The sequence below is a fragment of the Arthrobacter sp. Soil761 genome, assembly GCF_001428325.1.
Lineage (GTDB): Bacteria > Actinomycetota > Actinomycetes > Actinomycetales > Micrococcaceae > Arthrobacter.
In genome coordinates this window covers 25,649-48,399 of record NZ_LMSF01000028.1, presented here as the reverse complement: position 1 = coordinate 48,399, position 22,751 = coordinate 25,649, and the positions used below count along the sequence as shown (strand labels likewise).

The window sequence follows — 22,751 nt, the reverse complement described above, 5'->3', positions numbered from 1 at the left end:
CCCCTTTCTAGAGAAAAAGGGTGGAAAGAAATGCAGTTCTTCACGTATTCTTCAGAAATGTCACCTTCAAGCTGGAACAGGGACGTTTCCCAGCCGTCGTCCACCGCCGCCCCGGAACTGGACGTCATTGCCCTGGGTCGCCGCGTCCGCCATCTGCGCAAACAAGCCCGGCTCACGCTCGATGACCTGAGCGCCGCCGTCGGCACCGCTCCCAGCCAGCTCAGTTTGATCGAAAACGGCAAGCGTGAACCCAAGCTGACCCTGCTCCAGCACCTCGCGGGGGCGCTCAATGTCACCATCGACCAGCTGCTGGGGGCCGAGCCGCCCAGCCGCCGCGCCGCCCTGGAAATCGAGCTGGAACGGTACCAGCGCGGTCCGCTCTACGAATCCCTGGACCTGCCGAAAATCCGCATCAGCTCAAGGCTGCCGCTGGATGTGCTGGAGGCCCAGGTGGGGCTGCTGCATGAGCTCGAACGGAAGATGAACGAGCAGGTGGCCACCCCCGAGGAAGCCCGCCGCGCCAACGGGGAACTGCGGGCCATGATGCGGGAACGTGGGAACTACTTTCCGGAGTACGAAGCCGAGGCCCAGAAGGTCCTCAAGGAGGTGGGCTACACCACCGGTCCGCTGAGCCAGCACGTCATCGCAGATATCGCCGCGCACCTCGGTTTCACCCTGCACCACGTGGGTGATTTGCCGCATTCCACCCGCTCAGTGACGGATTTGAAGAACCGCAGAATTTACCTGACCCAGAGCCAGCGGCAGGACCACGACCCCCGCTCCGTGCTGCTCCAGGCTCTTGGCCACTACGTCCTGGGCCACGAAACGCCCCGGAACTACGGCGACTTCCTGGCCCAGCGGGTGGCCACCAACTATTTCGCCGCCGCCCTGCTCCTGCCCGAGCAGGCCACCGTGGAATTTCTGCAAAAAGCCAAGGCGGCCAAGGAAATCGCCGTCGAGGACATCCGGGACGCGTTCGCTGTATCCTACGAGACCGCCGCGCACCGGTTCACCAACCTGGCCACCAAGCACCTGGGCATCACCACGCATTTCCAGAAGACACACCAGAGCGGCATCATCTACAAGGCGTATGAGAACGACGGCGTGAACTTCCCTCAGGACCATACCGGCGCCATTGAGGGCCAGCCGTCGTGCAAGGCCTGGACGTCACGTGCGGTGTTCGACGTGCCGGACAAGTTCAGCGCGTACAGCCAGTACACTGATACGCCGTCCGGGACCTACTGGTGCACCGCCCGTACCGAGCGCTCGGCCGCCGGGGAGTTCTCCCTGAGCATCGGGGTCCCGTACCAGCACGTGAAGTGGTTCCGCGGCCGGGAGACCACTGCGCGGGCCACATCCAACTGCCCGGATCCCACCTGCTGCAAGCGGCCACCAGCCGAACTGGCCACGCAGTGGGCCGGCAACGCGTGGCCCTCAGCGCGGGCGCACTCGCACCTGCTCGCCGCCATGCCTCCGGGAGCCTTCCCGGGCGTGGACGAAACCGAGGTGTACAGCTTCCTGCAGGCCCACTCGGGGAGCTGAACAACGCCCCATCACTTTCTGCAGGTTTCTTCCTGACGCCCCATCACTTTCTCGGCGAAAGTGATGGGGCGTTTCGGTTTGTGGGACAGAAAGTGATGGGGCGTTTTGGTTAGCCGTGCAGCGCCCGGTACGCGTCCGCCGCGGCCGGGTGCAGGGGGACCCCGGCGGTGTTGATGAGGCTCTCGGCGCTGAGGAACTGCACGCCCAGGCTGGACTGCGGGATCAGCTCGGCGGCCGAATGCACCAGCAGCTGAACCGTCCGCTCCACGGTGGCATTGTCCAGGTCCCGGCGGCACAGGAGCAGGTTGGGAGCGCCCACCGTCCACACCTCCGGCACTCCGGGATAGCTGCCCTCCGGGATGAGCACGCGGTCGTAGATGCCGCCGTACCGCCGCCGCAGTTCCGGCAGCAGGCCGGACAGGTCCAGAAGGCCCAGGGCCACCTCCTGCTGTGCCGCGGCGATGGCGGCAGTGGGAACGCCACCGGACCAGAACAGGGCGTCGACGGCCCCTGCCTTGAGGGCGGCGATGCCGTCGTTCAGGCCAAGGTTTTCGACGGCGGCGCTTCCGGCCGGGGGCGCCGCGGCACCCGTTGAGGTACCCAGTCCCGCCGCTTCGAACAGCCGCGGCGTGGTCAGCGACGTGCCGGAGCCGGGCTGGCCCACGGCAACCCGGCGTCCGGCCAGACCGGAGATGTCCCGGATGCCGCTGTCCTTCCGCACTACACAGTGGACATAGTTTTCGTACACCTTGCCGATCGCGGCGATCCCGGCAGCATCAGGGCCCGGCTCCTGGCCCGCAGCGTCCGCCAGGGCAACGGCAAACGCGGCGCGCCCAGCCCGCAGTTCCGCGATGTTGTCCAGGCTTCCCCCGGTGGTCACGGCCCTGGCGTGCTGCGCCAATCCGTGGCGTTCCAGGGCAGCGGCCAGCAGGGTTGCGAACTCAAGGTAGAAACCGCCCGGTTCGCCGCCCGCCACAATGAGGCTCTCCGGCCGGTCCCCGCCGGTGCAGGCACTGAGCGCAGGCGGCAGGCATGCGGAGAGTCCGACGGCGAGGGCTGACTTGAGCACGGAACGCCGCCGCGGGTGGGCGGCAGCACCGCCCGGGGCGCCAGGTTCACGCACGGGCACCATCCCTGCCGGAGCCAACTGCCAGCTGGGCCGCCGATGGGGTGGGGAACCGGATCCGGGCCGCGAGACCGTGGGGGGCCGCTTCGGCCAGCACCAGCCGGGCCCCGTTCGCGGCGGCAAGCTCGCCCACAATGGTCATGCCCAGTCCGGTCCCCGGAACCGAAGAGTGCCTCGGAGACCGCCAAAACCTGGTGGCAGCCGAGGCGCGCTCGGACTCCGAAAGCCCCGGCCCGTCGTCGGAAATCTCCACCACCACCGCGTCCTTTTCCGTCCGCACGGCAGCGGTGACGGTGGCACCCGGGGCGTACTTGATGGCGTTGTTGAGCAGTTCGCCGGCCATCTGCGCCAGTTCTGCCGGGTGGCAGGCAACCAGTGCCGCCGGCTGCGGCGCCGCGGCAAGGACCAGCCGGCAACCGGCCTGCTCCGCCAGCGGTGCTGCCCGCTCCAGCTCCCCCTGGAGGATGGGAAACGGGTCCACGGGCTGGGCGGCCGCATGGTCTGCGGGAGTGCCGGACGCCCGCAGGTACCCTTCGGATGCCCTGTGCTCCGCGGCGGCGAGCTTCAGGACCCCGTCCAGGATCTCCTCCACCCGCTCAAGCTCCGTCAGGGCGCGCTCGGCGGCGTCGTGCTCGCGGGCGGTCTTCAGCTCGAGCTGGAGCAGGTCCAGCCGCAGCCGGAGTGCCCCCACCGGGTTCCGCAGCTGGTGGGACGCGTCCGAGATCAGCTGCCGCTGGGCCGCCATGCTGGCGCTCACGGTCCGTGCCATCGCCGTGAAGGACCGGCTCAGTTCCCGCAGTTCGGGCGGTCCGTCGTCCGGGAGGCGCCCGGCCCGCCCGGTCCGCTCCAGCTCGTGTACCGCTGAGTCCAGCCGCAGGACGGGCCGCAGCACCCAGCCGGTGACCCGCGCGGCGCCCACCAACAGCACGGCGGCCAAGGCAAGCGCAGCGATACCCACCGCGAGCCACCGCTCCCGGAGTTTTTGCTGCGCCGTGCCGGCGCGGACGTCAAGGACCACGGCGCCCAGGACCTGGCTGGCACTGCCGAAGGGCCTGAAGATGACGCGGGAACTGGAACCGAAGGGCTCCAGCGGTTCCAGGGATGTGTTGCTCACGTTCAGCCGGGCAAGGGACAGGGCATCCTGCACGTCGGACCGCCCTGCATCCAGGCCGCCGGACGCCAGCGTGTCCTGCTGGACCCGTACTACGATTCCTTCCCCGTAAAGCCCGGAATAGGTGTCCATCTCCCGCTGCAGCCGCACGGTGTCGCCGTCGCCCGCGGCATCAAAAGCGACCTGCGCCAGCCGGTTCAGGGACGCCGCCCGGTTAATCTGGAGTTCCTGCGTCAGCTCGCGGGAGGCAGACCCCAGGATGGTCCCCGAAATCAGGAAGACCACCACCAGGCAGAGCACGCTGAGGACGCCCAGCACCCGGAGCCTCATGCGCCGGCCGCCTCCACCCGGTAGCCCACCCCGCGGACATTGATGATGAAACCTGGTTTCTGCAGTTTTGCCCGCAGCCCGGTGAGGTGCACGTCCAGGGACCGGGAAGAGGCCAGGAACGCATCGCCCCACAGGGCGTCCAGGATCTGCTCACGCGTGACCACAGAGCCGGCATGCCGTGCCAGCAGTGCGAGGAGTTCGAATTCCGTGGCCGTGAGGGGGAGCGGGTCACCGCCCTTGGATGCGGTGCGCCGGTTGAGGTCGACGGCAAGGTCGTCCAGGACAATAACGTCCTCCTGCGGTGTCCCGCGGCTCCGTCCCGCCCGCCGCGTCACGGCTTCAATCCGGGCCAGCAGCTCCACCAGCTTCACGGGCTTGACCAGGTAGTCGTCGGCGCCGGAGCGGAGCCCGAGCACCACGCTGCGTTCGTCGTCGCGGGCGGTCAGGATCAGGATGGGCACGTCGGTGACCTGCCGCAGCTTGCGCAGCACCTCCAGCCCGTCCATGTCCGGAAGCCCCAGGTCCAGGAGGATCACCTGGAAGTTCCGATGCGAGAGCAGCGCGTCCGCACCCCGGGACAGCCGCTGCGGGTGATGGCCGGCGCTTTCGACGGCAGCGGTCAGGGCACCGGCCATGGCGTCGTCGTCCTCGACGATCAGCACGTCCATGGCCATCTTCCTTGCTGTAGTGCGGTGTCCGGTTCACCCCCGCTTGGTGAGATTACCGCGTGCCGGCCCGATTTGCCCGGCTGCAGCGGGCAGAACAGCGGAGCCGGGCGCCGAATCCTAAGGAAGTGTTAGGAAATGCCCCACAACGTTGGTTGTGCGGTGGATCACCCATACCGTGGATGAGGCCCTCCGCTGCCGGAGGCCGCCGTCACTACAAGGAGGAACTCGCCGATGAGCACCCAACAGACCGCACCCCCATCGGAGGCAGCCCAGACCCGACGGGCCGTGGGCAATATCCTGAAGGGCTCCGCCGGCAACCTTGTGGAATGGTACGACCTTTACGTCTACACCGTCTTCGCCGCCTACTTCCAGGCCCACTTCTTCAACTCCAAGGACGAGCTCCAGGCCGGCCTCGAAGCGATGGCCGTGTTCTCGACGTCGTTCCTCATGCGCCCCATCGGCGCCTGGTTCTTCGGCCGGTACGCGGACCGCAAGGGCCGCAAGGCGGCGCTCACGCTCAGCGTCACCATGATGTCCGCCGGCTCATTCGCCATCGCGGTGCTGCCCACGCAGGACGTGATCGGCCTGTGGGCCATGATCCTGCTGGTGCTCATCAGGGTGATCCAGGGCTTCTCGGTGGGCGGTGAATACGGCACCAGCGCCACCTACATGTCAGAGGCGGCCACCACTAAGCGCCGCGGCTTCTTCTCCAGCTTCCAGTACGTCACCCTGATCGGCGGCCAGATGCTGGCCCTGCTGGTCCTGGTGATCCTGCAGAACGCCATGCCCAAGGGCGACCTCAACGAGTGGGGCTGGCGGATCCCGTTTGCCATCGGCGGCGTGGCGGCCCTTGTTGTCCTGTGGCTGCGCCGCTCCATGGAGGAGACCGTCTCCGCCGAACAGATCAACGCCGCAAAGACTCCCGCCGTGGCCGGCCAGGCCCAGCCGGGCACCATGAAGCTGCTGTTCACCGGCTACTGGAAGCCGCTGCTGGTCTGCATTGGCATCACCCTTGGCGGCACCGTGGCCTTCTACACCTACACCAACTTCATCCTGAAGTTCATGAACGATACGTCCGGCATCGCCAAGACCGACACCTCCGTGATCAACTTCTGGGCCCTGTTTATCTTCATGCTGCTGCAGCCCGTCTACGGCATCATCTCGGACAAGGTGGGCCGCAAGCCCCTGCTGCTCTGGTTCGGCATCACCGGTGTGCTGTTCACCTGGCCGCTGCTGTCCACGCTGGCCGGCACCAAGGATCCATTCACCGCGTTCCTGCTGATGATGGGCGGCCTGCTGATCGTGGGCGGCTACACCTCCATCAATGCCCTGGTGAAGGCCGAGCTCTTCCCGGCCTCCATCCGTGCCCTGGGCGTGGGCCTGGGCTACGCGATCGCCAACTCCCTCTTCGGCGGAACCGTGCCGCTGATCGGTGCCGCCTTCCAGAAGTCCGGACGGGAGGACCTGTTCTTCACCTACGTCACGGTGGCGGTGGCCATCTCGCTGGTGGTCTACATCTTCGCCCTGAAAAACAAGAAGGCCACGCACCTCGACGCCGAACAGGGCCACGCATGGGCATCCAACGCGGCCGACGGCGAAGAGCGCGTGGGTGCCGGACGGTAGCCTTTAGCGGCACCCGGGGGCCAGCTCCCCAAGGAGGCGTACGACGGCGGCTGCCAGGCCGCCGTCGTACGCCTCCTCTGCATGCCCGTCAGGTGCCAGCCCAGGTGGGCGGACTATATTGGGCCATGTCAGCCACCACCACAAATGCGGGAGTCTGCACCCATGGCCAAGGAACTTGCCACCCAGCTCATCGAACAACTCCAGGCTGCCGGCGTGCAGCGGATCTACGGGATTGTGGGTGACAGCCTCAACCCGATCGTGGACGCCGTCCGCCAGACGGGTGGCGCCGCGAAGGGCGGCATTGACTGGATCCACGTCCGCCATGAGGAAGCGGCCGCCTTTGCCGCGGCTGCAGAGGCGCAACTCACTGGCAAGCTCGCAGTCTGCGCCGGCTCCTGCGGCCCCGGGAACCTGCACCTGATCAACGGCCTCTACGACGCCAACCGGTCCGGCGCGCCGGTGCTGGCCATCGCCTCGCACATTCCCAGCAAGCAGATCGGCAGCAGCTTCTTCCAGGAGACCCACCCGGACCGGCTGTTCAACGAGTGCTCGGTGTATTCGGAGCTGGTCAGCACCGCGGAGCAGGCGCCCCGCGTGATGCACAGCGCCATCCAGCACGCGCTGGGACTCGGCGGAGTCGCCGTCGTGACCCTTCCCGGCGACATCGCAGGCCTGGAAGCCACGGCACCCACGCCGCTCCCGGCCACCTTCCGGCCGGCCAGCCTGGTCCCGGACCCGGCAAGCGTCCAGTCGCTGGCGGACGCCATCAACGACGCCGGGAAGGTGGCCATTTTCGCCGGTGCCGGCGTGGAAGGCGCCCACGGCGAGCTGATGGCGCTCGCGGAGCTGGCGAAGGCGCCGGTGGGGCACTCGCTCCGCGGCAAGGACTTTGTCCAGTACAACAACCCGTTCGATATCGGCATGACCGGTTTGCTGGGCTACGGTGCCGCGGCGGAGGGGATCGAGGACGCGGACCTGCTGATCCTCCTCGGCACGGATTTCCCGTATGACCAGTTCCTGCCCGACACCAGGACCGCGCAGGTGGACCGGGCGGCGCACCGGCTGGGCCGCCGGACGGACGTGGACATCGCCGTCCACGGCGACGTGCTCCCCACCCTGCGCGCACTGCTGCCGCTGGTGAAGGCGAAGAAGAGCCGCCGGTTCCTGGACCAGATGCTCAAGAAGCACGACCGGCTGATGAACAAGGCGGTGGGCGCCTACACCCGCAAAGTGGAGAAGAAGCAGCCCATCCACCCGGAGTACGCGGCCTCGCTGCTGGACCAGGTGGCGGCGGAGGACGCCATTTTCACGGCCGATACCGGCATGTGCAACGTCTGGACCGCGCGCTACATCAACCCGCTGGGCACCCGCCGGCTGATCGGGTCCTTCTTGCATGGCTCCATGGCCAACGCCCTCCCGCATGCCATCGGGGCCCAGTTGGCCAACCCGGGCCGCCAGGTCATCTCGGTTTCGGGTGACGGCGGGCTGTCCATGCTGCTGGGCGAGCTGATCACCGCGGCCGCGTACAAGCTGCCAGTCAACGTGGTGCTGTTCAACAACTCCACCCTGGGCATGGTCAAGCTGGAGATGCTGGTGGACGGGCTGCCCGACTTCGGCGTGGACGTGCCGGACGCCAACTATGCGGCCGTGGCCAAAGCCCTGGGCTTCCATGCCGTGCGGGTGACCGATCCTGCGCAGATCGAGTCGGCGTACCGGGAGGCCTTCGCCCACCCGGGCCCGTCACTGGTGGAGCTGATCACCGATCCCAAGGCGCTGTCCATCCCGCCCAAGATTTCCGGCTCGCAGGTGATCGGATTCGCCACCGCCATGTCCAAGGTGGTCCTGAACCGCGGGGCGGGCGAGGCCGTGAGCATGGCCCGCAGCAACCTGCGCAACATCCCCCGGCGCTAGCCACACGTCGAGCTCGCCGGGAACTGCCGGGTTCGCCGGAAATTCCCGGCGATCTCGAGGGTTTCCGGCGAACCCGGCGCGGGGAGATCGGTTCTACCGGGCGCCGCCCTGCCAGAGGGCGTCGAACGGGGCGCCGGAGGCAACACGGTTGCGGATGCCGGCGGTGACGAAGTCCTTTGCGGTCCGTGCAGCCTCCAGCGGGCTGGCGCCCTTGGCCAGCTCCGCGGTCACGGCCGCGGCGAGTGAGCAGCCGGCACCGGAGACGGCAACTTCGCCCACCTTCGGGGCGGTGAGGACTTCCAGGGTTTCGCCGTCGTAGAAGACGTCGACGGCGTCCGGGCCTTCCAGCCGAACCCCGCCCTTGGCAAGAACTGCCGCGCCGCTGAATTCGTGGATGCGGACGGCGGCGGCCTTCAACGACTCGATGTCGGTGATTTCCAGGCCGGACAGGGACTCCGCCTCGAAGTGGTTGGGCGTGACGAACGTTGCCAGCGGCAGGATCTGCGCCTTCAGGGCCTGGTCCGTGTCCAGTGCATGCCCGGGCTCCTGGCCCTTGCAGATCAGCACCGGATCCAGGACCACGTTGGCGAAGCTGTTCTCCTGCAGGGCAGACGCCACCGTGCTGATGGTCGCCGGGCTGCCCAGCATGCCGATCTTCACCGTGTCCAAAGCCGAGGGGGCGCCCGACGCCGGACCGTACGCCGCCGTCGTCGCCTCCAGTTGGTCGGCGATCACCTGCTGGTCCACCGGCACGAAGCGGTGGTTCCAGCTGTCCTTGGGGTCGAAGGACACGATGCAGGTCAGGTTGGCGATGCCGAAGACGCCCAGTTCCTGGAAGGTCTTCAGGTCCGCCTGCGCGCCGGCGCCGCCGGTGGCTTCGGAGCCGGCGATAGTGAGGACGACGGCGGGGCCGGCGGCGGACAGCGTTGCGTCAGGGGTAGCGGAAGTCATGCACCCATCCTGCCACCCGCCGTCGGACGCTTTCCATGTGTCACCGGACAGGGCGCCAGGACGCCGTATGGTCAGGGTTCCAGCGGTGGGCCGGGCTTCTGCGCAGCCACGGGTTCCCGCGCGGGCGCGTCATGGATTGTGACGAGGCCGGACACAGCTGCCCGCCCCAGCGCCGCGCAGCACCCCGTCCACAGGACCATGCCCCGCATCGCGGACCAGTGGCTGCCTGTGATGAACATGAGCGTAAGCATCCCGGTTGCCAGCCCTGCCACGCCGACGGCCAGGACGTGCAGCAGCTGGTTGCGGACGGTCCGCATGCAAATCCCGGCAGCCGGCGCCAGGGGCATTCCCAGAAGCAGTGCGGCGAGCGTTCCGTAGAGATAGCCGGGGAAGCCCAGGGGGAACCCGAAGACCAGGACCGTAAGGCCCGCGCCGGGAAGGAACGCGCAGGACCGAAGGTGACGCGGAGCGGGCGGCTCATTCCCGGCCCTTGGCGATCTGCAGCAGTGCCCGGCCCAGCTCCGGCTGGCTGTAGACGAAGCCCGCGTCGAGGAGTTTCTGCGGCTGGACCCACCTGCTTTTGAGCACAAGCTCGGTTTCGGTGCGGATCAGGACGGCCCCTGCACGGAGGAGCCACGCAGGGGTGGGGAGCCCGAAGCGGGCGCCGTAGGCGCGCCGCACCAGGCGCATCATTTCCCGGTTGCTCACCACGTCCGGCGACGCCACATTAACGGGTCCGGTGACGTCGGTCCGCATATGCAGGAAGCGGATGCTGCGGTACAGGTCCTCCACGTGGATCCAGCTGAACTTCTGCCTGCCGTCGCCCATGTGGCCGCCCAGGCCCAGCCGCGCCAGGTTGGCGAACGGCGCCAGCGCGCCGCCGCCGCGGCCCAGCACGATGGCGATCCGCAGCGGGATCTTCCGGGTGGCCGGCGTGGTGGCCGCCGCGAGGGCGGCCTCCCACGCTTTGGCCACGTCCACGGAGAACCCGGAGCCAAGCTCGCCGTCGGTTTCAGGCTGGGGGCGGTCCCTGGCATCGCGGTAGATGGTGCCGGTGCTGGCGTTCAACCAGGTCGACGGCGGCTCCGGGCATTGTGCGATGGCACGCCCGAGCGCCTGGGTGGTGGCCACGCGCGAGTCCATGATGATCGCCTTGTTCCGCCGGTTGTAGCGGCAGGAGACGGACCGTCCGGCGAGGTTCACCACCAGCCCGGCGCCGTTGAGCACCCGGGCCATGCCGGCGTCGTCGGCCCATACTGCCGCGGAACTGCCGGTTCCCTTGCGTCCAATGGTGCTCACGGTCCATCCGTCTTCCTGGAAGCGCCGGCGAAGGTACGTGCCGATGAAGCCGGAAGCCCCCGCCACCACAACGGTCTTTGTGCAGCCCATCTTTTCCCCCAATGTTTCTTCTCTAATCGCGGATGCTGCGGCCCAGGTCCAGGACGTCGTCCAACACCTTGCTGACTCCCGGGATGCGGGCCAGAGCGAGACCGCGGGCAATGAGTGGGGCCGCGCCGTCCACCAGCCTCCTGGTCCGCCTCTGGCTCTCCGAGGCGTCATAGACCCAGAAGAGGGTGATGCCCATGTAGCAGAGCCACAGCAGCTCCGGCAGATCGGTCCGCAATTTCTTCGGTACGCCGGGCCGGGCCCCATCCACAGTGCGCCTGAAGATGTCCAGGGAGGCCTCGCGCGCAGGCGTGGACCGTGCTGAGAAGGGGTTCACCGGTGATGTTGGCCGGATTGCGGTGGCCACGAAGTCCGCGCCGAACCGGTGGTAAGGGGCCATGACGTCCAGGCCGGCATGCAGCGTGGCCTTCAGGCGCTCAGCCAGGGAAGCGGTCCCGTCCAACGCTTCCGAGGCCCGCGCCGCGTGCTCTGCCTGCACCTGGATGTACAGCTCGTGGACCAGGTCATCCTTGGACGCGAAGTAGTAATAGGCGTTGCCGACGGAGACGCCTGCCCCGGCGGCGATGGCGCGCATGGTGGTCTTCTCGAACCCGATATCTCGGAACATGCGCAGCGCCGTGTCCGCCACCAGCTGCCTGGTCTGTTCGCTCTTCGCTGCCATCGGCATCCCCATTTTTTGAACATGTTCAAAAGCAGTGTGCCACAATAGTTGAACATGTTCAAAAACTGTCGGGGCTAATCAACCCTTCTCCTTTGGGGAGCTTTGCCACGCGGCCCGGTGCGAGAATGGCACGAGTGCTAATACAACCGGCCGCCCAGTACGGCAGGCCGGCCAACCACTCCTGAACGGATCCCTCGATGACCTCCGCCCCCGGCCACAGTGCCCTGCCCCAAACCGTCCAACCCACTGCCGCAGGTCCCGCCGCCAGATTCGCGGACATCGGTTCGCCCTACTTCGGGATCATGCTGGCAGCCATGGCAGTGGTGCTGATCCTGTCAAACATCGGAGCGTCCAAGGGGGTGGCATTCGGCCCCATCGTCACCGACGGCGGCTTCTTCCTCTTCCCGCTGGCTTACATCCTCGGCGACGTGATCAGTGAGGTCTACGGCTTCAAGGTGGCCCGCAAAGCCATTTTCACCACATTTGCGCTGTCCGTCTTCGCTTCCCTCTGCTACTGGGTAGTCATTGCGCTGCCCGGATTCGACGACGAGTACGGTGCCGCCAAGCAGTCCGCCCTGGAAGGGGCGCTTGGCCCCGTGCCACAAATCGTCCTGGCCTCCCTGCTGGCATTCCTGGCGGGGCAGACCATCAATTCCTGGATCCTGGTCCGGATGAAGGCCCGCACCGGGGAGAAGTCCCTATGGGCGCGGCTCATGGGATCCTCGGGCGCCGGGGAGTTTGTGGACACGATGATCTTCTGCAGCATCGCCGCACCCGTCATCGGCATCGCCGACCCCGGCAGCTTCGTGAACTACGTGCTGGTGGGTTTCGTCTACAAGACCGTGGTGGAGTTCCTCTTCGTCCCCGTGACCTCGCTGGTCATCAACTGGGTCAAGCGTCGCGAGCCCAGTTACGGCGTCGCGGGCCCCGCCGCGGAAGCGGTGACAAACGCCGCATAGCTGCCGCCCGGCGTCGTACGTTCCAACTGCTGATCGCGTGGGATCGCCGGAAAGCTGCCGGATCGCCGGAAATTACCGGCGGCCTGGTCCCGTTCCGGCGATTTGGCGCTCCGGCCGGCGTGGCTAGGGCCGGAGCGCAGCAAGGACACGGGCTTTGAACTCATGTTCACGGAAAAGGTCGGCCCATGTCAGGCGAAGGAAGGTCCAGCCATTCTCGGTGAGGGCCTTCTCCCGCTGCCGCTCCTGAAACAGCACCTCAGCCGTTGGCCCATAGTCGAAGTACTTCGTTTTCCCGTCGAATTCGAGTGCCACCTTCTTATCCTTCCAGGCGAAATCCAGCCGGTACCGGCCAGCACGTGTTGCCACCAACACTTGAGGCTCCGGCAGGGGAAGTTTCAGCCGCGTCAGGAGTTCGCGGGTTAGTGTTTCACCAGCTGACTCCGAACGTGGATCTGCGTGGGTAAGGGCGCGCCGGAGGGTCCGGACCCCGCGGCGTCCCTCCAGGCCCTCGGCCATGCTTTCCAGGAGGGTTTTGTCGGCCCCAAGCCGGAGGGCGTGATCGGTGAGCACCAGGGCCTGCCGGTAACCCAGCATCATGGCGCAATCCACTACCGTCCGCTCCAGCGAGGTCGCTCTGAGGCCGCCGAGGGTTACCACCTCCGACGCTGTCCACGGCCGGGTATGGCCCCGGACATCCTTGCCGAGCCGCTCGCTGGAAGGGTTCCCCGGCAGCAGAAGGTGGATCGTGTCATCGACTGCCCACAAGTGCAGACCGTGCAGCCGGGCGGCAGAGGTATGGCTGTACACATAGCCGCCCGCAGACCTGGTCAGCGTCCCGTGCGCGTGGGCGCGAATCAACTGCTTGCTGCGGACGGGACTTGTCTGCTTCTCCCACAGCTCAGCGCGGATGTAGCAGCCGTGGCGAAGACGTACCAGCTTCCCGTGGAGGACCAATGCCTTGATGGCCCGGGAATTGAGGCCTCTCTCGTGCAACTGCCCCGTCCGCCACAGGTTGCCGGTGCTCGGAAGGGAGGGGAGGCGGACTGGCGGCTGGGGTGTCATCCCGACAGGATCCTGCCGCTGCGACAGCTCAGGAAGGCGCCGCCGTCGTCATGTGGAAAACCTGCCAGGCCCGTCCTGCCTCCCGGGATCGCCGGAACCCGTCCGGCTCGCCGCAACGTTCCGGCGATCCGGCAGCTTTCCGGCGAGTTCGACGGCGGCCGGCCGGGTCAGCCCTTCAGTGTCCCGTCCAGGAGGGCACGCAGCTCACGGAAATGGCGTTCGGTGGCATCAGGGTGGAAGGCCGACGTGTCCGCCATCGTGTACCCGTGGGGCGCCCCTTCATAGACGACGTTGGACGCCTCGAGCCCCGCAGCCTGGAGCGCCTTGCCCAGCCGGGCGACGGCGTCGGGAGCCATGCTCCGGTCATGGTCCGCGTGGCCGAACACGAACCGGGCCCGCGCCTTCCCGAGCCCAAGGTGCGGGCTGTCCGGCTCGTCAGTGGCCAGTCCGCCGGCGTGGAAGCCGCCGCAGGCAGCCACCACTTCAGGGTGGGAGGTGGCGGTGCGCACAGCCAGCCGGGCGCCCATGCAGTAGCCCACGGTGCCGATGGGGCCGGGGGTGACGCCGTCCAGTGCCGCCAGCGCCGAAATCCACGCGTCGATGTCCGGCAGCGCCTTGTCAGGAGTCAGGCGGCCAATCCGCGGGAAGGCGGCCCTGCCCGCCGCTTCCCGGCCTTGCTGGGTGGTCATGTCCGTGGCGGGGGCGAGTTCGGCGGCCGTTCCGTCCCGGTAGAAAACGTTGGGGGCCAGCACCACGTAGCCCCAGTCGGCGATGCGCTGGGCCATCTCCTGGATGCGGGGGCGCAGGCCGAAGGCGTCCATGTAAAGGATGACGCCGGGAAAAGGACCGGTTCCGGTGGACGGGCGGGCCACCAAGGCCTCTGCAGTACCTTCCGCGGCAGGGATATCAATGAGCATCCGGCCAGCCTAGCGGACGTGCCTAGGAGTAATACCGGCCCAGGGTTTCCGCCTTGAAATCGAAGAAGGTGCCGGACTCGATGGCCAGCCGGGCGTCATCCACCATCTTCACCACGAACCGCTCGTTGTGGATGGAGATCAGGGTGGCGGACAGCATCTCCTTGGCCTTGAACAGGTGGTGGATGTACGCCCGCGAGTAGTTGGCGCAGGCGTAGCAGTCGCAGCCTTCCTGCAGCGGCCCGAAATCGCGCTTGTACTTGGCGCCCGAGAGATTGAACCGGCCGTCCGGGGTGTAGAACGCGGAATTCCGGGCCACCCGGGTGGGGGAGACGCAGTCGAAGGTGTCGGCACCGTTTTCGATGGCCGTGAAAATGTCATCCGGCTCGGAGATCCCCAGCAGGTGGCGTGGCTTGTCCTCCGGCAGTTCCTCGTTGCACCACCGCACGATGGTGCCCAGGTTCTCCTTCTCCAACGCCCCGCCGATCCCGAACCCGTCGAACGGCATGGCACCCAGGTCCCGGCAGGCCTTCCGGCGAAGGTCCTCGTACTGGGCGCCCTGGATCACGCCGAACAGGGCCTGGTAGGGCTTGCCGGCCCGGGCCTCCGTGAGGCGGAAGTGCTCCTCGAGGCACCGCTCCGCCCATAGGCGCGTGCGCTCCAGCGACTCCTCCTGGTAGCCACGTGAGTTCTGCAGGGTGGTGAGCTCGTCGAACGCGAACATGATGTCCGCCCCGATCTGGTGCTGGACCTGCATGGAGATCTCGGGGGAGAACCGGTGGCGGTCCCCGTTGAGGTGGCTCTTGAACCAGACGCCATCGTCGTCGATATGGGCCAGGCGTTCCTTGCCGGGGGCCACGGCATCGTCCGGTCCGGGCGCGCCCGCGGCGGCCACAGTCTTCATGTCGATGACCTTCTTGAACCCGGAGCCCAGGCTCATCACCTGGAATCCGCCGGAGTCCGTGAAGGTGGGGCCCGGCCAGTTCATGAAGGCCCCCAGGCCGCCGGCCGCGTCCAGGATGTCCGGCCCCGGCTGCAGGTACAGGTGGTAGGCGTTGGCCAGCAGCGCCTGGGCGCCCAGGTCTGCCATGGATTCCGGCAGTACGGACTTTACCGTGGCTTTGGTCCCGACGGCGATGAACGCCGGCGTCTGGATTTCACCGTGCGGCGTGGTGATGGTGCCGGTGCGGCCCAGGAACTCCCCGCCGTTTTCAGCCGTCCGGGCGGCAGCCGGCGGACAGGTCTCCGCCAGGCGGGTGCCCACCGTGAAGGAAAACTGTGACCGGGTATCAGGCAGGGCAAAGGCGGGATCGGCAGGCACGGTACCAGTGTGCCAGCAATTGCCGCTGCCTCAATAAACCAGCCGGCGCCGTCAGCTGACCGGTTCCGAGTCCGGGTAGTTCCTGGAGCGCCACGAATCCCAGGCGGACCGGATGGCGTCAACCTTGCCGGCGCCCAGGTCGTAGGTGGAGGCGATGACCAGCGACCCTTCACCCTCTGCCCGGACGTCCTTGATGGCGGGATGGTCGGCCACCACCAGCAGCCCCTCGCCATGCTCTGCGTAGCCGTGCACGGTGAGTCCCACCTGGTGGCTGGTCCGGTACCAGACCTTGCCGCTGATTTCCTCTCCGGTATCCAAGGTGACCTGGTACGGCTCGCCCGGGGCAGGGAGGTCGGCCAGCCCCAGCTTCTCGATCGCGGAGCCCTTCCCCTCTGTCAGGTGCAGGAACAGGGTGTGCCGCTTGCCGTGCGGGTGGCGTTCCAGGGCAAAGCGGAGCTGCTGCAGGAAGGTCAGCCAGCCCTGGGTGATGTCCTCGTCCCAGGCAGCCCACTCGGAGTCGTGATCCATGGCCCCGCGGGTGACGCTGACCCGGGTTCCGCCGGCCACCGGGTGAAGCTCGAACGTGTCCCCGCCGTGGACGGTGAGGCTGGTATGGTCCGCGGATTCCTCCACGTCGCTGGAAAAGTAGATCTCCTTGATCTCGGACTCCAGGTCCTCGGCCTGCCAGCCGTGCCACTGGGCTACCTTGGACGGTTCACGCAGCATGGTCCAGACCTGCGGCGCGTCGGCGTTGATCACTACGCTGAGATTGTTGGTCATAGCCCCGAATGTACAACTCCGGCTACGCCCCGGGTAGGGGTAATTTCCCCCGCCCCGAAGCCGGTCCTGCGGTCAGGACCGGACAGCCTCCAGCTCATTGCTGATCCGGCGTTCCAGCTCGGGCATCCCGATGGTTTCCGAGCCGCCGTGGGCCCGCAGGAACAGCAGGCTTTCCAGCCGCAGCAACCGCCATTCACGCTCGGCATCGTGGTTGGAGTTGTCGATGGAGCGGAAGATTTCCTTGTCGTACAGGTTGGGTTCGTTGAGTGAGCGCTGCCGCACCTTGGCGGCCATGCGTGCCTTGAACGCATCCGTTTCCTGGTTTTCCGGGGTGCGGATCAGCTTCTCATAGACCTCGGCGCGTTCGTCCTGGCCGTCCTGCCGGCAGATGTAGCTGGCCAGGGCGAGGGAGGCCTCCACCGAGGTCCACCGGCCGGGGTTCCCGTCATAGGGCAGCACGGTGAGGAGGTCAGCCACGGCCAGAGCCCCGTCGGCATCCTTGAGCGTGATGAACAATTCGTGCGCCAGGTCGGTAAGGTCCTTCAGGCAGCTGCCGGACTTGAAGTTGACGCCCTTGGAGAGCCGGTCGGCCAGGAGCAGGACGCCCTCGGCATCCGGGTGGGCCTCGGCGGCGGCTTCCACCACGGACTCAGGGGTGCCGGCCGGAGCCGGGATGAGGGCGAGTTCCTCCTCGCTGGGTCCGGTCGCCGCGGGCGGTACCGGCGGCAGGGGAGGTACGACGACGGCGGGCGCCACGGTGATGGGCCCGGTCCCGGCGGTTTCCACCGGCGGTGTGGCTTCCGGGAGGTCAGCCGGCAGCGGCAGCTGGGTGACGTCGTCGTGCGTTCCGTCCACAACGGTGACGGTGGCACCTATGGCGACCCGCAGCGTCCCGCCGCCGGAGAGGCTTGCCAGCACCAGTGCCGGGGAGCCGAAATCGTCCCGCTCAAGCTCCACCTGGTCGATTTCGGCGGTGCGGTGGCCGTCCGGAAGGAGGATGTGGGTGCCGGTGGTCAGAGATCCAGCCTGCTGTTCACGGTGGTGCCTGGCGGCTGGTGATTCGGTCATGGGAGTCCTTAAGTTCTCTTGCGGTCCGCCCTACAGTCTACAAAGGCGGGCGCCTAAAACCGGGGACCCCCAGGTCCCGGCGCGGATGTCAGAAGCCCACACCTGCGAACGCCAGGGCCTGCCGGATGAGGCCGCCGCGGCCGCCCGCGAACTCCATCTGGACGCCAGGGCTGAGGACTTCCTCGGGGGTCATCCATGTCAGTTCCAGGGCGTCCTGGCGGGGTTCGCACTCGCCCGTGACCGGGATGATGTAGGCCAGGGACACGGCGTGTTGCCGCTCGTCGGTGAACCCCGTCTGGGACGGTGCCGGGAAGTATTCGGCCACCGTGAACGGCACGGGGCTGAGCGGCAGCTGCGGAAACGCCAGGGGGCCCAGGTCCTTCTCCATGTGCCGCAGCAGGGCGGCGCGGATGGTTTCGCGGTAGATGACCCGGCCGGAGACCAGGGACCGCACCATTGTCCCGTCGGCGTCGGCCTGCAGCAGCGTGCCCACCTCGTTGACGTACCCCAGCGGATCCAGCCTGACCGGCACGGCCTCCACGTACACCATGGGCAGCCGCCCGCGGGCCTCAAAGAGGTCTTCTTCAGAGAGCCAGCCGGGATTCGGGTCAGGTGTGCGCACGTTCATGGTTAAGTTCTACCCCATGGGGCGGTGCTGGGAGATCCAGAGCGTGGCGGGCGCGTTGGGGCTGCCCACGTCCGGATTGGCCACGTGAAGGGTGCTCCCAAAGGCTTCCTCGGTCAGACTGGCCGGGAAACCGGCACCGGCGAGGCGCTCCCGCAACGGTTCCAGCCCGCCGTCGTATTCGAAGCCCAGGCCTGAGCGCGGGGGCCCCGACGCCGGGCGCACCAGGAGGACGCCGCCGTTCTTGGCCGTGAAATCGGCGGTTTCGTCGTTGTCCGGCACCGGCCGGGGACGCGCGCCGGCGTGCAGCAGGGTGCGGATGGCTGACTCCGGGTCCGGGGTGTACCAGACGCCGGCGACGGCCAGTGCGGGATCGGCATCGGCGCACTGGGCGCCGTGGACGGCCTTGTCCGCCAGGAAGCTGAATCCGTCCGGCGCGGTGACCCGGCAGGCCTCACCGTGGTCCGTTGCGACGAGTTCGGCCGGCTGCGTTGGTTCCTCTTGCGTTCCGTCCGCCTGCGGTCCGCCCTCCTGGGCGGACAGGTTGGTGCGGCGGGCGAACTCCGCCACGTCGCCCACTTCCACCCCAAACACGGTGCGGCCGTCCTGGCCGGCCCCTGCCTCGGCGCCGTGCAAAGCCAGGCGGCCTGACGCGGAGTCGAAGACCTGCCACCCGCCGTCGTCCTCTGTCTGGACCATTCCCAGGGCGGTGAGGAACTGCTTCCAGGGCTCGATGCGGGACGTGAAGTGGACGGGACGGACTCGGAGCATGGCATTGTCCTTGATGCTGGTTGACGGGCGGCCGTGGGTGACGGCTGCTGTATGGCCATGATGCCACCGGAAGCGCCGGCGCACACAGGGCTTGTGGCCTGGGATTCTCCGGGCAGAATGGGGCCATGGCCGATGACCTCGAGGAACTGCTGGTACCTGACGCTGCCGCCTGGCGTGCATGGCTGGAAGAAAACCACAGGACCAGCCCGGGAGTGTGGCTGGTCCTGCACAAGAAGGGCGGCACGGTAACCGGCCTGGACTACCCGGCGGCGCTGGACGAGGCACTCTGCTTTGGCTGGATCGACGGGCAGCTGCGGCGCCGGGATGATGAAAGCTCCTTCCAGCGGATGACGCCGCGGCGTCCGCGGAGCGTCTGGTCCGCCCGGAACGTGGGGCACGTTGCGCGCCTGGAAGAGGAGGGGAAAATGACCGACGCCGGCAGGGCGGCGGTGGAGGCGGCCAAGGCGGACGGCCGCTGGGACGCAGCGTACGGCGGGCAGGCCGACGTGAAGGTTCCGGCAGACCTGGCTGCCGCGATTGCCGCGAACCCCGAGGCCCAGGCGATGTTCGACGTCCTCACTAAAACCAACCTGTTCGCCCTGGTGTACAGGACCAATTCGGCCAAGCAGGCAGCCACCCGGGAACGCCGGATCGCGGGGTTCGTGGAGATGCTGGCCCGGGGCGAAACCCCGTTTCCGCAGAAGAAGCGCCCTGCCGGCCAGGACCGGCAATAGTTCATGACGCTCCGGGATTCGGTTCCCGGGCGCCGGGCCGGTAAAATTGACGGTTCACTTGCGCTGGTGCCGTTCCCCGAACCCGGGGGACGGCACTTGTGCGTTCAGCGACGGATTGACACGACATGCCATCCACCTTTTTCAGAACCGCGTTTGCAGCCCTTCGGCGGCGGCCCCTCCTGTGGTCCGTGGTGGCCGCGGTTGCAGCCCTGGCCCTGGCCGGTTCGCTGGTGCTCGTGGGAAATGCCCAGCGTGACGACAGCCGGCCGGCCGGGCAGCCCACGGCCGCACCCACGGAATCTTCTCCGGCTCAGGATCCCGGCTACCGCCCCGCCTACCACCTCAGCCCGGACCAGCGCTGGATGAACGATCCCCAGCGGCCCTTCCTGCTGGACGGCGTCTGGCACTATTACTACCTCTACAACGCTGACTACCCGGACGGAAACGGCACCGAGTGGTTCCACGCCACCAGCACGGACCTGGTGCACTGGAAGAACGAGGGCGTGGCCATCCAGAAGTTCCGCAATGGCCTGGGCGACATCGAGACCGGATCCGCGGTGGTGGACACCGAGGGGACGGCCGGGTTCGGCAAGGGGGCGGTGATCGCCGTCCTCACCCAGCAGCACGACGGCGTCCAGCGCCAGTCCCTGTTCTACTCCACGGACAAGGGCTACAGCTTTCAAAGCTACGGGCAAAACCCCGTGATGGAGAACCCCGGCGCCGAGCACTGGCGGGATCCGCGCATCGTCCGGGACGACGCCAACAACCAGTGGCTGATGCTGCTTGCCGAGGGTTCCAAGATCGGCTTTTACACCTCGAAGGACCTGTTGCAATGGACCTATGTGTCGGGTTTCCAGAAGGACGGGCTGGGCATCCTGGAGTGCCCGGACTTCTTCCAAATGGATGTCGACGGCGACCCCGCCAAGCGCACCTGGGTCCTGGCGGCGAGCGCCAACGGCTCCGCCGAGGGCCGCAGCACGGGGCTGGCCTACTGGACCGGCGGCTTTGACGGCAAGGCCTTCACCCCCGAGGGCAGCCATCAGTGGCTCGACGGCGGCCCGGACTTCTACGCGGCCGTCACCTGGGAGGATCCGCGCCTGGACGACGGCCGGCGGAAGGCCTCCCGGCACGCCATCGGCTGGATGAACAACTGGGCCTACGCCCGGCAGCTGCCCACAAAGGACTGGCAGGGGGCCGCCTCGGTGGTGCGGGACATCAGCCTCACCTCCGAGGGCGGCCGCCCGGTGCTGGCGTCATCGCCCACCGCCGGGCTCCGGTCGCTGGAGGGGGACCCGGCGCACCTGCAGGCCGGCAGCATCGGGGACGGGCAGCCGCTGCCGGTTCCCGAGGGCGGCGCCTTCAAGGTCGACGTCGAACTGGAGAAACCCGGGAACGGGACCGGTGAAGCCCGGCTGCTCCTGCAAAGCGGCGGGAGCACCTACGCCACCATTGGCTACGACTTCACTGCCGGGCGGGCCTATGTGGCCCGCGACGGTGACACGGTGGCAGGCGGCCAACGGAAGGCCGCCGACCCGGCAGCCGACACCGAGTACCGGCAGCCGCGTTCCGTCCAGGTCCGGCCCACGGGGGACACGGTGCACCTCACGGCATACGTGGACCGCTCATCGATCGAGGTCTTCGTCGGCGGGCAGTCCCTGACCTCCCTGGTGTTTCCGCCCGCGGGCCCCAGGGAGGCCCGCCTGGCGGCCGACGGCGGGGTGCTGCTTGGGGCCGGCACCGTCACGCCCCTGGCCGGCATCCGTTAGCCAGCGGTTGGCGCGCTGCCGTCGGGACTTGCCGCGGTGACTGCCGCGGCAACGGCCGCGGCAGCCTCCAGCGTCATCCACGCCTGCAGCTGCGTGGAAAGCTCGACGGCGGCGCCCGGGGGATACGCCTCAGCGGCCGGGTGGGCGGCATGGATGGAGAAGATGCTGGTGCCTTCAAGCCGTGCCCTGGCCTCCCCGGCGCCGACGGAGCGCCGGCCGGACCAGAACGCCTCCGCGGTGTCCGTCACCAGCCGGGCAGCCGTGGCACGGGTGGCTGCGGGCAGCCGGGTGTCGGCTGCCGCGAGCGCCAGGTAGCGGCAGAGGATCCCGGTGAAGAGGCCGCCGTCGCCCGTTCCTTCGCACCGGAGCACTGGGCTGTCCACGGCCGTGAGCTTCATGTTTACCGCGTCCACCAGGGCTGCCGCCCGGGCGAGGTTGGCGTCGCCGCCCAGTTCCAGGAAGGCCCCCAGCACGGGACCCTGGTTGTAGGTGTACACGGCGCGTTCCACCACCACGCCGCCGGCGGGGTCCGGGCGCACACCGTCCAGGTACAGGCCCTGGTCCAGGTCGAAGAGGGTGGCGTCCAGCCAGTCCAGCAGCGCCTGCGCCTTGCCGCGCTGCCCGGTGCGGGCGTAGAACAACGCCACGGGGGCCGTGGCAGGGGTGTTCTTGAAGTCCCGCTTCTTGCTCCAGAACGTGCCGCCGCCCAGGTCATCGGTGCATGCGGCGTCGAACTGCAGCGTCAGCGATGCGCGGACCGTGGCGTTGCGGCGGCGGCCGGGGCGCCGTGTCTCCTCAGCCAGCCCGTCCAGCCTCAGCGTTGCCAGCGCCAGCCACGCCATGTCGTCGTAGTAGCTGTTCACGAAGGTCAGGGCGTTGCGCAGCCTGATGCCGGTGACCAGGCGCGAGGCCAGGCGTCCGGCGCTGGGCCGGTCCGGGCCGTTGAACCGGGCCGCGGGGGTGGCTCCGCCGCCCAGCTCCCGCCGGCCGGTATCCACCAGGCAGTCCACGTAATGGGCCTGCCACCAGTAGTGCCACGGGAGGACCAGGCCCGCGGCCGGCCGGACGCGCCGGAGCGCCGCGAGCCACCGTCCCAGCCGCCGGCCGCCGGGCTCCTGTCCCTGCCCTGCCGCAGGCTGGTCCTGCTCCGCCGCAGGCTGGTCCTGCCCCGCCGGGTGCTTGCTCTGCCACAGCACGGCGCCCAGGTGGGTTCCGGGCAGCAACAGCAGTTTCCGGCCGAACAGCGCGGTCACCGACTGGGCCGCGTGGTTCGCCCTGTCCTGCCAGGCGGTCAAGGAGGTGCTGCTGGAGGTCATGCCGTCCACCCTAACGGGGCACACGCAGCCCGGGCGCGTGCGGCGGTGGCGCATTTCAGTTAACATTCATTAACTGTTGCTCGAGGCCGCGCCGCGGCATGGGGA

General features: G+C 68.0%; 21 protein-coding genes. 6 read left to right on the top strand and 15 right to left on the bottom strand.

Annotated features, from left to right (window positions below):
* Window positions 1–30 precede the first annotated feature (30 nt).
* Complete coding sequence (locus tag ASG79_RS14700) at window positions 31–1,542, top strand: helix-turn-helix transcriptional regulator (protein WP_056392189.1); 1,512 nt, start codon at window positions 31–33, stop codon at window positions 1,540–1,542.
* Between the two features lie 109 nt (window positions 1,543–1,651).
* On the opposite strand, the gene ASG79_RS14695 is transcribed toward ASG79_RS14700, so the two are convergent.
* The 3 genes from ASG79_RS14695 to ASG79_RS14685 are packed head-to-tail and all read right to left on the bottom strand — an operon-like array spanning window position 1,652 to window position 4,777.
* A complete protein-coding gene (locus tag ASG79_RS14695; protein WP_056392188.1) occupies window positions 1,652–2,674 on the bottom strand; it encodes a TAXI family TRAP transporter solute-binding subunit in 1,023 nt (340 codons plus the stop codon).
* The gene (locus ASG79_RS14690) at window positions 2,658–4,109 is read right to left on the bottom strand and encodes a sensor histidine kinase (RefSeq protein WP_056392187.1); all 1,452 of its coding nucleotides are present in this window, start codon (window positions 4,107–4,109) and stop codon (window positions 2,658–2,660) included. Before ASG79_RS14690 ends, ASG79_RS14695 begins: the two co-directional genes overlap by 17 nt.
* Window positions 4,106–4,777: a response regulator transcription factor gene (locus tag ASG79_RS14685; RefSeq protein WP_056392517.1), complete on the bottom strand. Its 672-nt coding sequence runs from the start codon at window positions 4,775–4,777 to the stop codon at window positions 4,106–4,108. Before ASG79_RS14685 ends, ASG79_RS14690 begins: the two co-directional genes overlap by 4 nt.
* Before the next feature lie 231 nt (window positions 4,778–5,008).
* Here ASG79_RS14685 and ASG79_RS14680 point away from each other — a divergent pair, with 231 nt between their 5' ends.
* Both ASG79_RS14680 and ASG79_RS14675 read left to right on the top strand, forming a co-directional pair.
* Window positions 5,009–6,400 (top strand): MFS transporter, encoded by a 1,392-nt coding sequence (locus tag ASG79_RS14680; protein ID WP_056392186.1) that lies wholly within the window; start codon window positions 5,009–5,011, stop codon window positions 6,398–6,400.
* A gap of 162 nt (window positions 6,401–6,562) precedes the next feature.
* Window positions 6,563–8,311, top strand: coding sequence for a pyruvate dehydrogenase (locus ASG79_RS14675; protein ID WP_056392184.1), 1,749 nt, complete (start codon window positions 6,563–6,565; stop codon window positions 8,309–8,311).
* Window positions 8,312–8,404: 93 nt separating this feature from the next.
* Here ASG79_RS14675 and ASG79_RS14670 read toward each other — a convergent pair whose 3' ends face one another.
* The 4 genes from ASG79_RS14670 to ASG79_RS14655 form a co-directional block, all read right to left on the bottom strand.
* Window positions 8,405–9,262: a hydroxymethylpyrimidine/phosphomethylpyrimidine kinase gene (locus ASG79_RS14670; protein WP_056392182.1), complete on the bottom strand. Its 858-nt coding sequence runs from the start codon at window positions 9,260–9,262 to the stop codon at window positions 8,405–8,407.
* Between the two features lie 71 nt (window positions 9,263–9,333).
* On the bottom strand, window positions 9,334–9,579 hold the full coding sequence (locus ASG79_RS14665; RefSeq protein ID WP_156400217.1) for a hypothetical protein: 246 nt from the start codon (window positions 9,577–9,579) through the stop codon (window positions 9,334–9,336).
* A gap of 160 nt (window positions 9,580–9,739) precedes the next feature.
* On the bottom strand, window positions 9,740–10,651 hold the full coding sequence (locus tag ASG79_RS14660) for a TIGR01777 family oxidoreductase (RefSeq protein ID WP_056392179.1): 912 nt from the start codon (window positions 10,649–10,651) through the stop codon (window positions 9,740–9,742).
* Window positions 10,652–10,673: 22 nt separating this feature from the next.
* Window positions 10,674–11,330 (bottom strand): TetR/AcrR family transcriptional regulator, encoded by a 657-nt coding sequence (locus ASG79_RS14655; RefSeq protein WP_056392177.1) that lies wholly within the window; start codon window positions 11,328–11,330, stop codon window positions 10,674–10,676.
* Between the two features lie 197 nt (window positions 11,331–11,527).
* Between ASG79_RS14655 and ASG79_RS14650 the strand changes: the two genes are divergently transcribed.
* Window positions 11,528–12,289: a queuosine precursor transporter gene (locus tag ASG79_RS14650; RefSeq protein ID WP_056392175.1), complete on the top strand. Its 762-nt coding sequence runs from the start codon at window positions 11,528–11,530 to the stop codon at window positions 12,287–12,289.
* 123 nt (window positions 12,290–12,412) lie between these two features.
* Here ASG79_RS14650 and ASG79_RS14645 read toward each other — a convergent pair whose 3' ends face one another.
* The 7 genes from ASG79_RS14645 to ASG79_RS14615 form a co-directional block, all read right to left on the bottom strand.
* Entirely contained in the window at window positions 12,413–13,351 is a 939-nt protein-coding gene (locus ASG79_RS14645) for a type IV toxin-antitoxin system AbiEi family antitoxin domain-containing protein (protein ID WP_056392174.1), read from the bottom strand.
* Window positions 13,352–13,518: 167 nt separating this feature from the next.
* Complete coding sequence (locus tag ASG79_RS14640) at window positions 13,519–14,268, bottom strand: dienelactone hydrolase family protein (RefSeq protein WP_056392172.1); 750 nt, start codon at window positions 14,266–14,268, stop codon at window positions 13,519–13,521.
* A gap of 22 nt (window positions 14,269–14,290) precedes the next feature.
* Window positions 14,291–15,586, bottom strand: coding sequence for a tRNA guanosine(34) transglycosylase Tgt (gene tgt, locus ASG79_RS14635; RefSeq protein ID WP_056392170.1), 1,296 nt, complete (start codon window positions 15,584–15,586; stop codon window positions 14,291–14,293).
* Window positions 15,587–15,637: 51 nt separating this feature from the next.
* On the bottom strand, window positions 15,638–16,366 hold the full coding sequence (locus ASG79_RS14630; protein ID WP_056392168.1) for an SRPBCC family protein: 729 nt from the start codon (window positions 16,364–16,366) through the stop codon (window positions 15,638–15,640).
* A 72-nt stretch (window positions 16,367–16,438) separates the two neighbouring features.
* Window positions 16,439–17,434 carry a DUF6707 family protein gene (locus tag ASG79_RS14625; RefSeq protein ID WP_018770826.1) on the bottom strand — a complete coding sequence of 332 codons (996 nt, stop codon included), beginning with the start codon at window positions 17,432–17,434 and terminating at the stop codon, window positions 16,439–16,441.
* Between the two features lie 88 nt (window positions 17,435–17,522).
* On the bottom strand, window positions 17,523–18,062 hold the full coding sequence (locus tag ASG79_RS14620; RefSeq protein WP_018770827.1) for an NUDIX hydrolase family protein: 540 nt from the start codon (window positions 18,060–18,062) through the stop codon (window positions 17,523–17,525).
* Between the two features lie 9 nt (window positions 18,063–18,071).
* Window positions 18,072–18,830, bottom strand: coding sequence for a hypothetical protein (locus ASG79_RS14615; RefSeq protein WP_056392167.1), 759 nt, complete (start codon window positions 18,828–18,830; stop codon window positions 18,072–18,074).
* A gap of 125 nt (window positions 18,831–18,955) precedes the next feature.
* Between ASG79_RS14615 and ASG79_RS14610 the strand changes: the two genes are divergently transcribed.
* A complete protein-coding gene (locus ASG79_RS14610; protein WP_056392165.1) occupies window positions 18,956–19,564 on the top strand; it encodes a YdeI/OmpD-associated family protein in 609 nt (202 codons plus the stop codon).
* A gap of 125 nt (window positions 19,565–19,689) precedes the next feature.
* Window positions 19,690–21,330: a glycoside hydrolase family 32 protein gene (locus ASG79_RS14605; protein ID WP_056392163.1), complete on the top strand. Its 1,641-nt coding sequence runs from the start codon at window positions 19,690–19,692 to the stop codon at window positions 21,328–21,330.
* On the opposite strand, the gene ASG79_RS14600 is transcribed toward ASG79_RS14605, so the two are convergent.
* A complete protein-coding gene (locus ASG79_RS14600) occupies window positions 21,327–22,646 on the bottom strand; it encodes a glycoside hydrolase family 76 protein (RefSeq protein ID WP_056392161.1) in 1,320 nt (439 codons plus the stop codon). The two genes, ASG79_RS14605 and ASG79_RS14600, sit on opposite strands and share 4 nt — an antisense overlap.
* Between the last annotated feature and the right edge of the window lie 105 nt (window positions 22,647–22,751).

What these genes read in the sequence shown, in the direction of transcription:
- ASG79_RS14700 (WP_056392189.1), top strand. Translation starts at nt 31, where the DNA reads ATGCAGTTCTTCACGTATTCTTCAGAAATGTCACCTTCAAGCTGGAAC.
- ASG79_RS14695 (WP_056392188.1), bottom strand. Translation starts at nt 2,674, where the DNA reads ATGGTGCCCGTGCGTGAACCTGGCGCCCCGGGCGGTGCTGCCGCCCAC.
- ASG79_RS14690 (WP_056392187.1), bottom strand. Translation starts at nt 4,109, where the DNA reads ATGAGGCTCCGGGTGCTGGGCGTCCTCAGCGTGCTCTGCCTGGTGGTG.
- ASG79_RS14685 (WP_056392517.1), bottom strand. Translation starts at nt 4,777, where the DNA reads ATGGACGTGCTGATCGTCGAGGACGACGACGCCATGGCCGGTGCCCTG.
- ASG79_RS14680 (WP_056392186.1), top strand. Translation starts at nt 5,009, where the DNA reads ATGAGCACCCAACAGACCGCACCCCCATCGGAGGCAGCCCAGACCCGA.
- ASG79_RS14675 (WP_056392184.1), top strand. Translation starts at nt 6,563, where the DNA reads ATGGCCAAGGAACTTGCCACCCAGCTCATCGAACAACTCCAGGCTGCC.
- ASG79_RS14670 (WP_056392182.1), bottom strand. Translation starts at nt 9,262, where the DNA reads ATGACTTCCGCTACCCCTGACGCAACGCTGTCCGCCGCCGGCCCCGCC.
- ASG79_RS14665 (WP_156400217.1), bottom strand. Translation starts at nt 9,579, where the DNA reads ATGCGGACCGTCCGCAACCAGCTGCTGCACGTCCTGGCCGTCGGCGTG.
- ASG79_RS14660 (WP_056392179.1), bottom strand. Translation starts at nt 10,651, where the DNA reads ATGGGCTGCACAAAGACCGTTGTGGTGGCGGGGGCTTCCGGCTTCATC.
- ASG79_RS14655 (WP_056392177.1), bottom strand. Translation starts at nt 11,330, where the DNA reads ATGGCAGCGAAGAGCGAACAGACCAGGCAGCTGGTGGCGGACACGGCG.
- ASG79_RS14650 (WP_056392175.1), top strand. Translation starts at nt 11,528, where the DNA reads ATGACCTCCGCCCCCGGCCACAGTGCCCTGCCCCAAACCGTCCAACCC.
- ASG79_RS14645 (WP_056392174.1), bottom strand. Translation starts at nt 13,351, where the DNA reads ATGACACCCCAGCCGCCAGTCCGCCTCCCCTCCCTTCCGAGCACCGGC.
- ASG79_RS14640 (WP_056392172.1), bottom strand. Translation starts at nt 14,268, where the DNA reads ATGCTCATTGATATCCCTGCCGCGGAAGGTACTGCAGAGGCCTTGGTG.
- ASG79_RS14630 (WP_056392168.1), bottom strand. Translation starts at nt 16,366, where the DNA reads ATGACCAACAATCTCAGCGTAGTGATCAACGCCGACGCGCCGCAGGTC.
- ASG79_RS14625 (WP_018770826.1), bottom strand. Translation starts at nt 17,434, where the DNA reads ATGACCGAATCACCAGCCGCCAGGCACCACCGTGAACAGCAGGCTGGA.
- ASG79_RS14620 (WP_018770827.1), bottom strand. Translation starts at nt 18,062, where the DNA reads ATGAACGTGCGCACACCTGACCCGAATCCCGGCTGGCTCTCTGAAGAA.
- ASG79_RS14615 (WP_056392167.1), bottom strand. Translation starts at nt 18,830, where the DNA reads ATGCTCCGAGTCCGTCCCGTCCACTTCACGTCCCGCATCGAGCCCTGG.
- ASG79_RS14610 (WP_056392165.1), top strand. Translation starts at nt 18,956, where the DNA reads ATGGCCGATGACCTCGAGGAACTGCTGGTACCTGACGCTGCCGCCTGG.
- ASG79_RS14605 (WP_056392163.1), top strand. Translation starts at nt 19,690, where the DNA reads ATGCCATCCACCTTTTTCAGAACCGCGTTTGCAGCCCTTCGGCGGCGG.
- ASG79_RS14600 (WP_056392161.1), bottom strand. Translation starts at nt 22,646, where the DNA reads ATGACCTCCAGCAGCACCTCCTTGACCGCCTGGCAGGACAGGGCGAAC.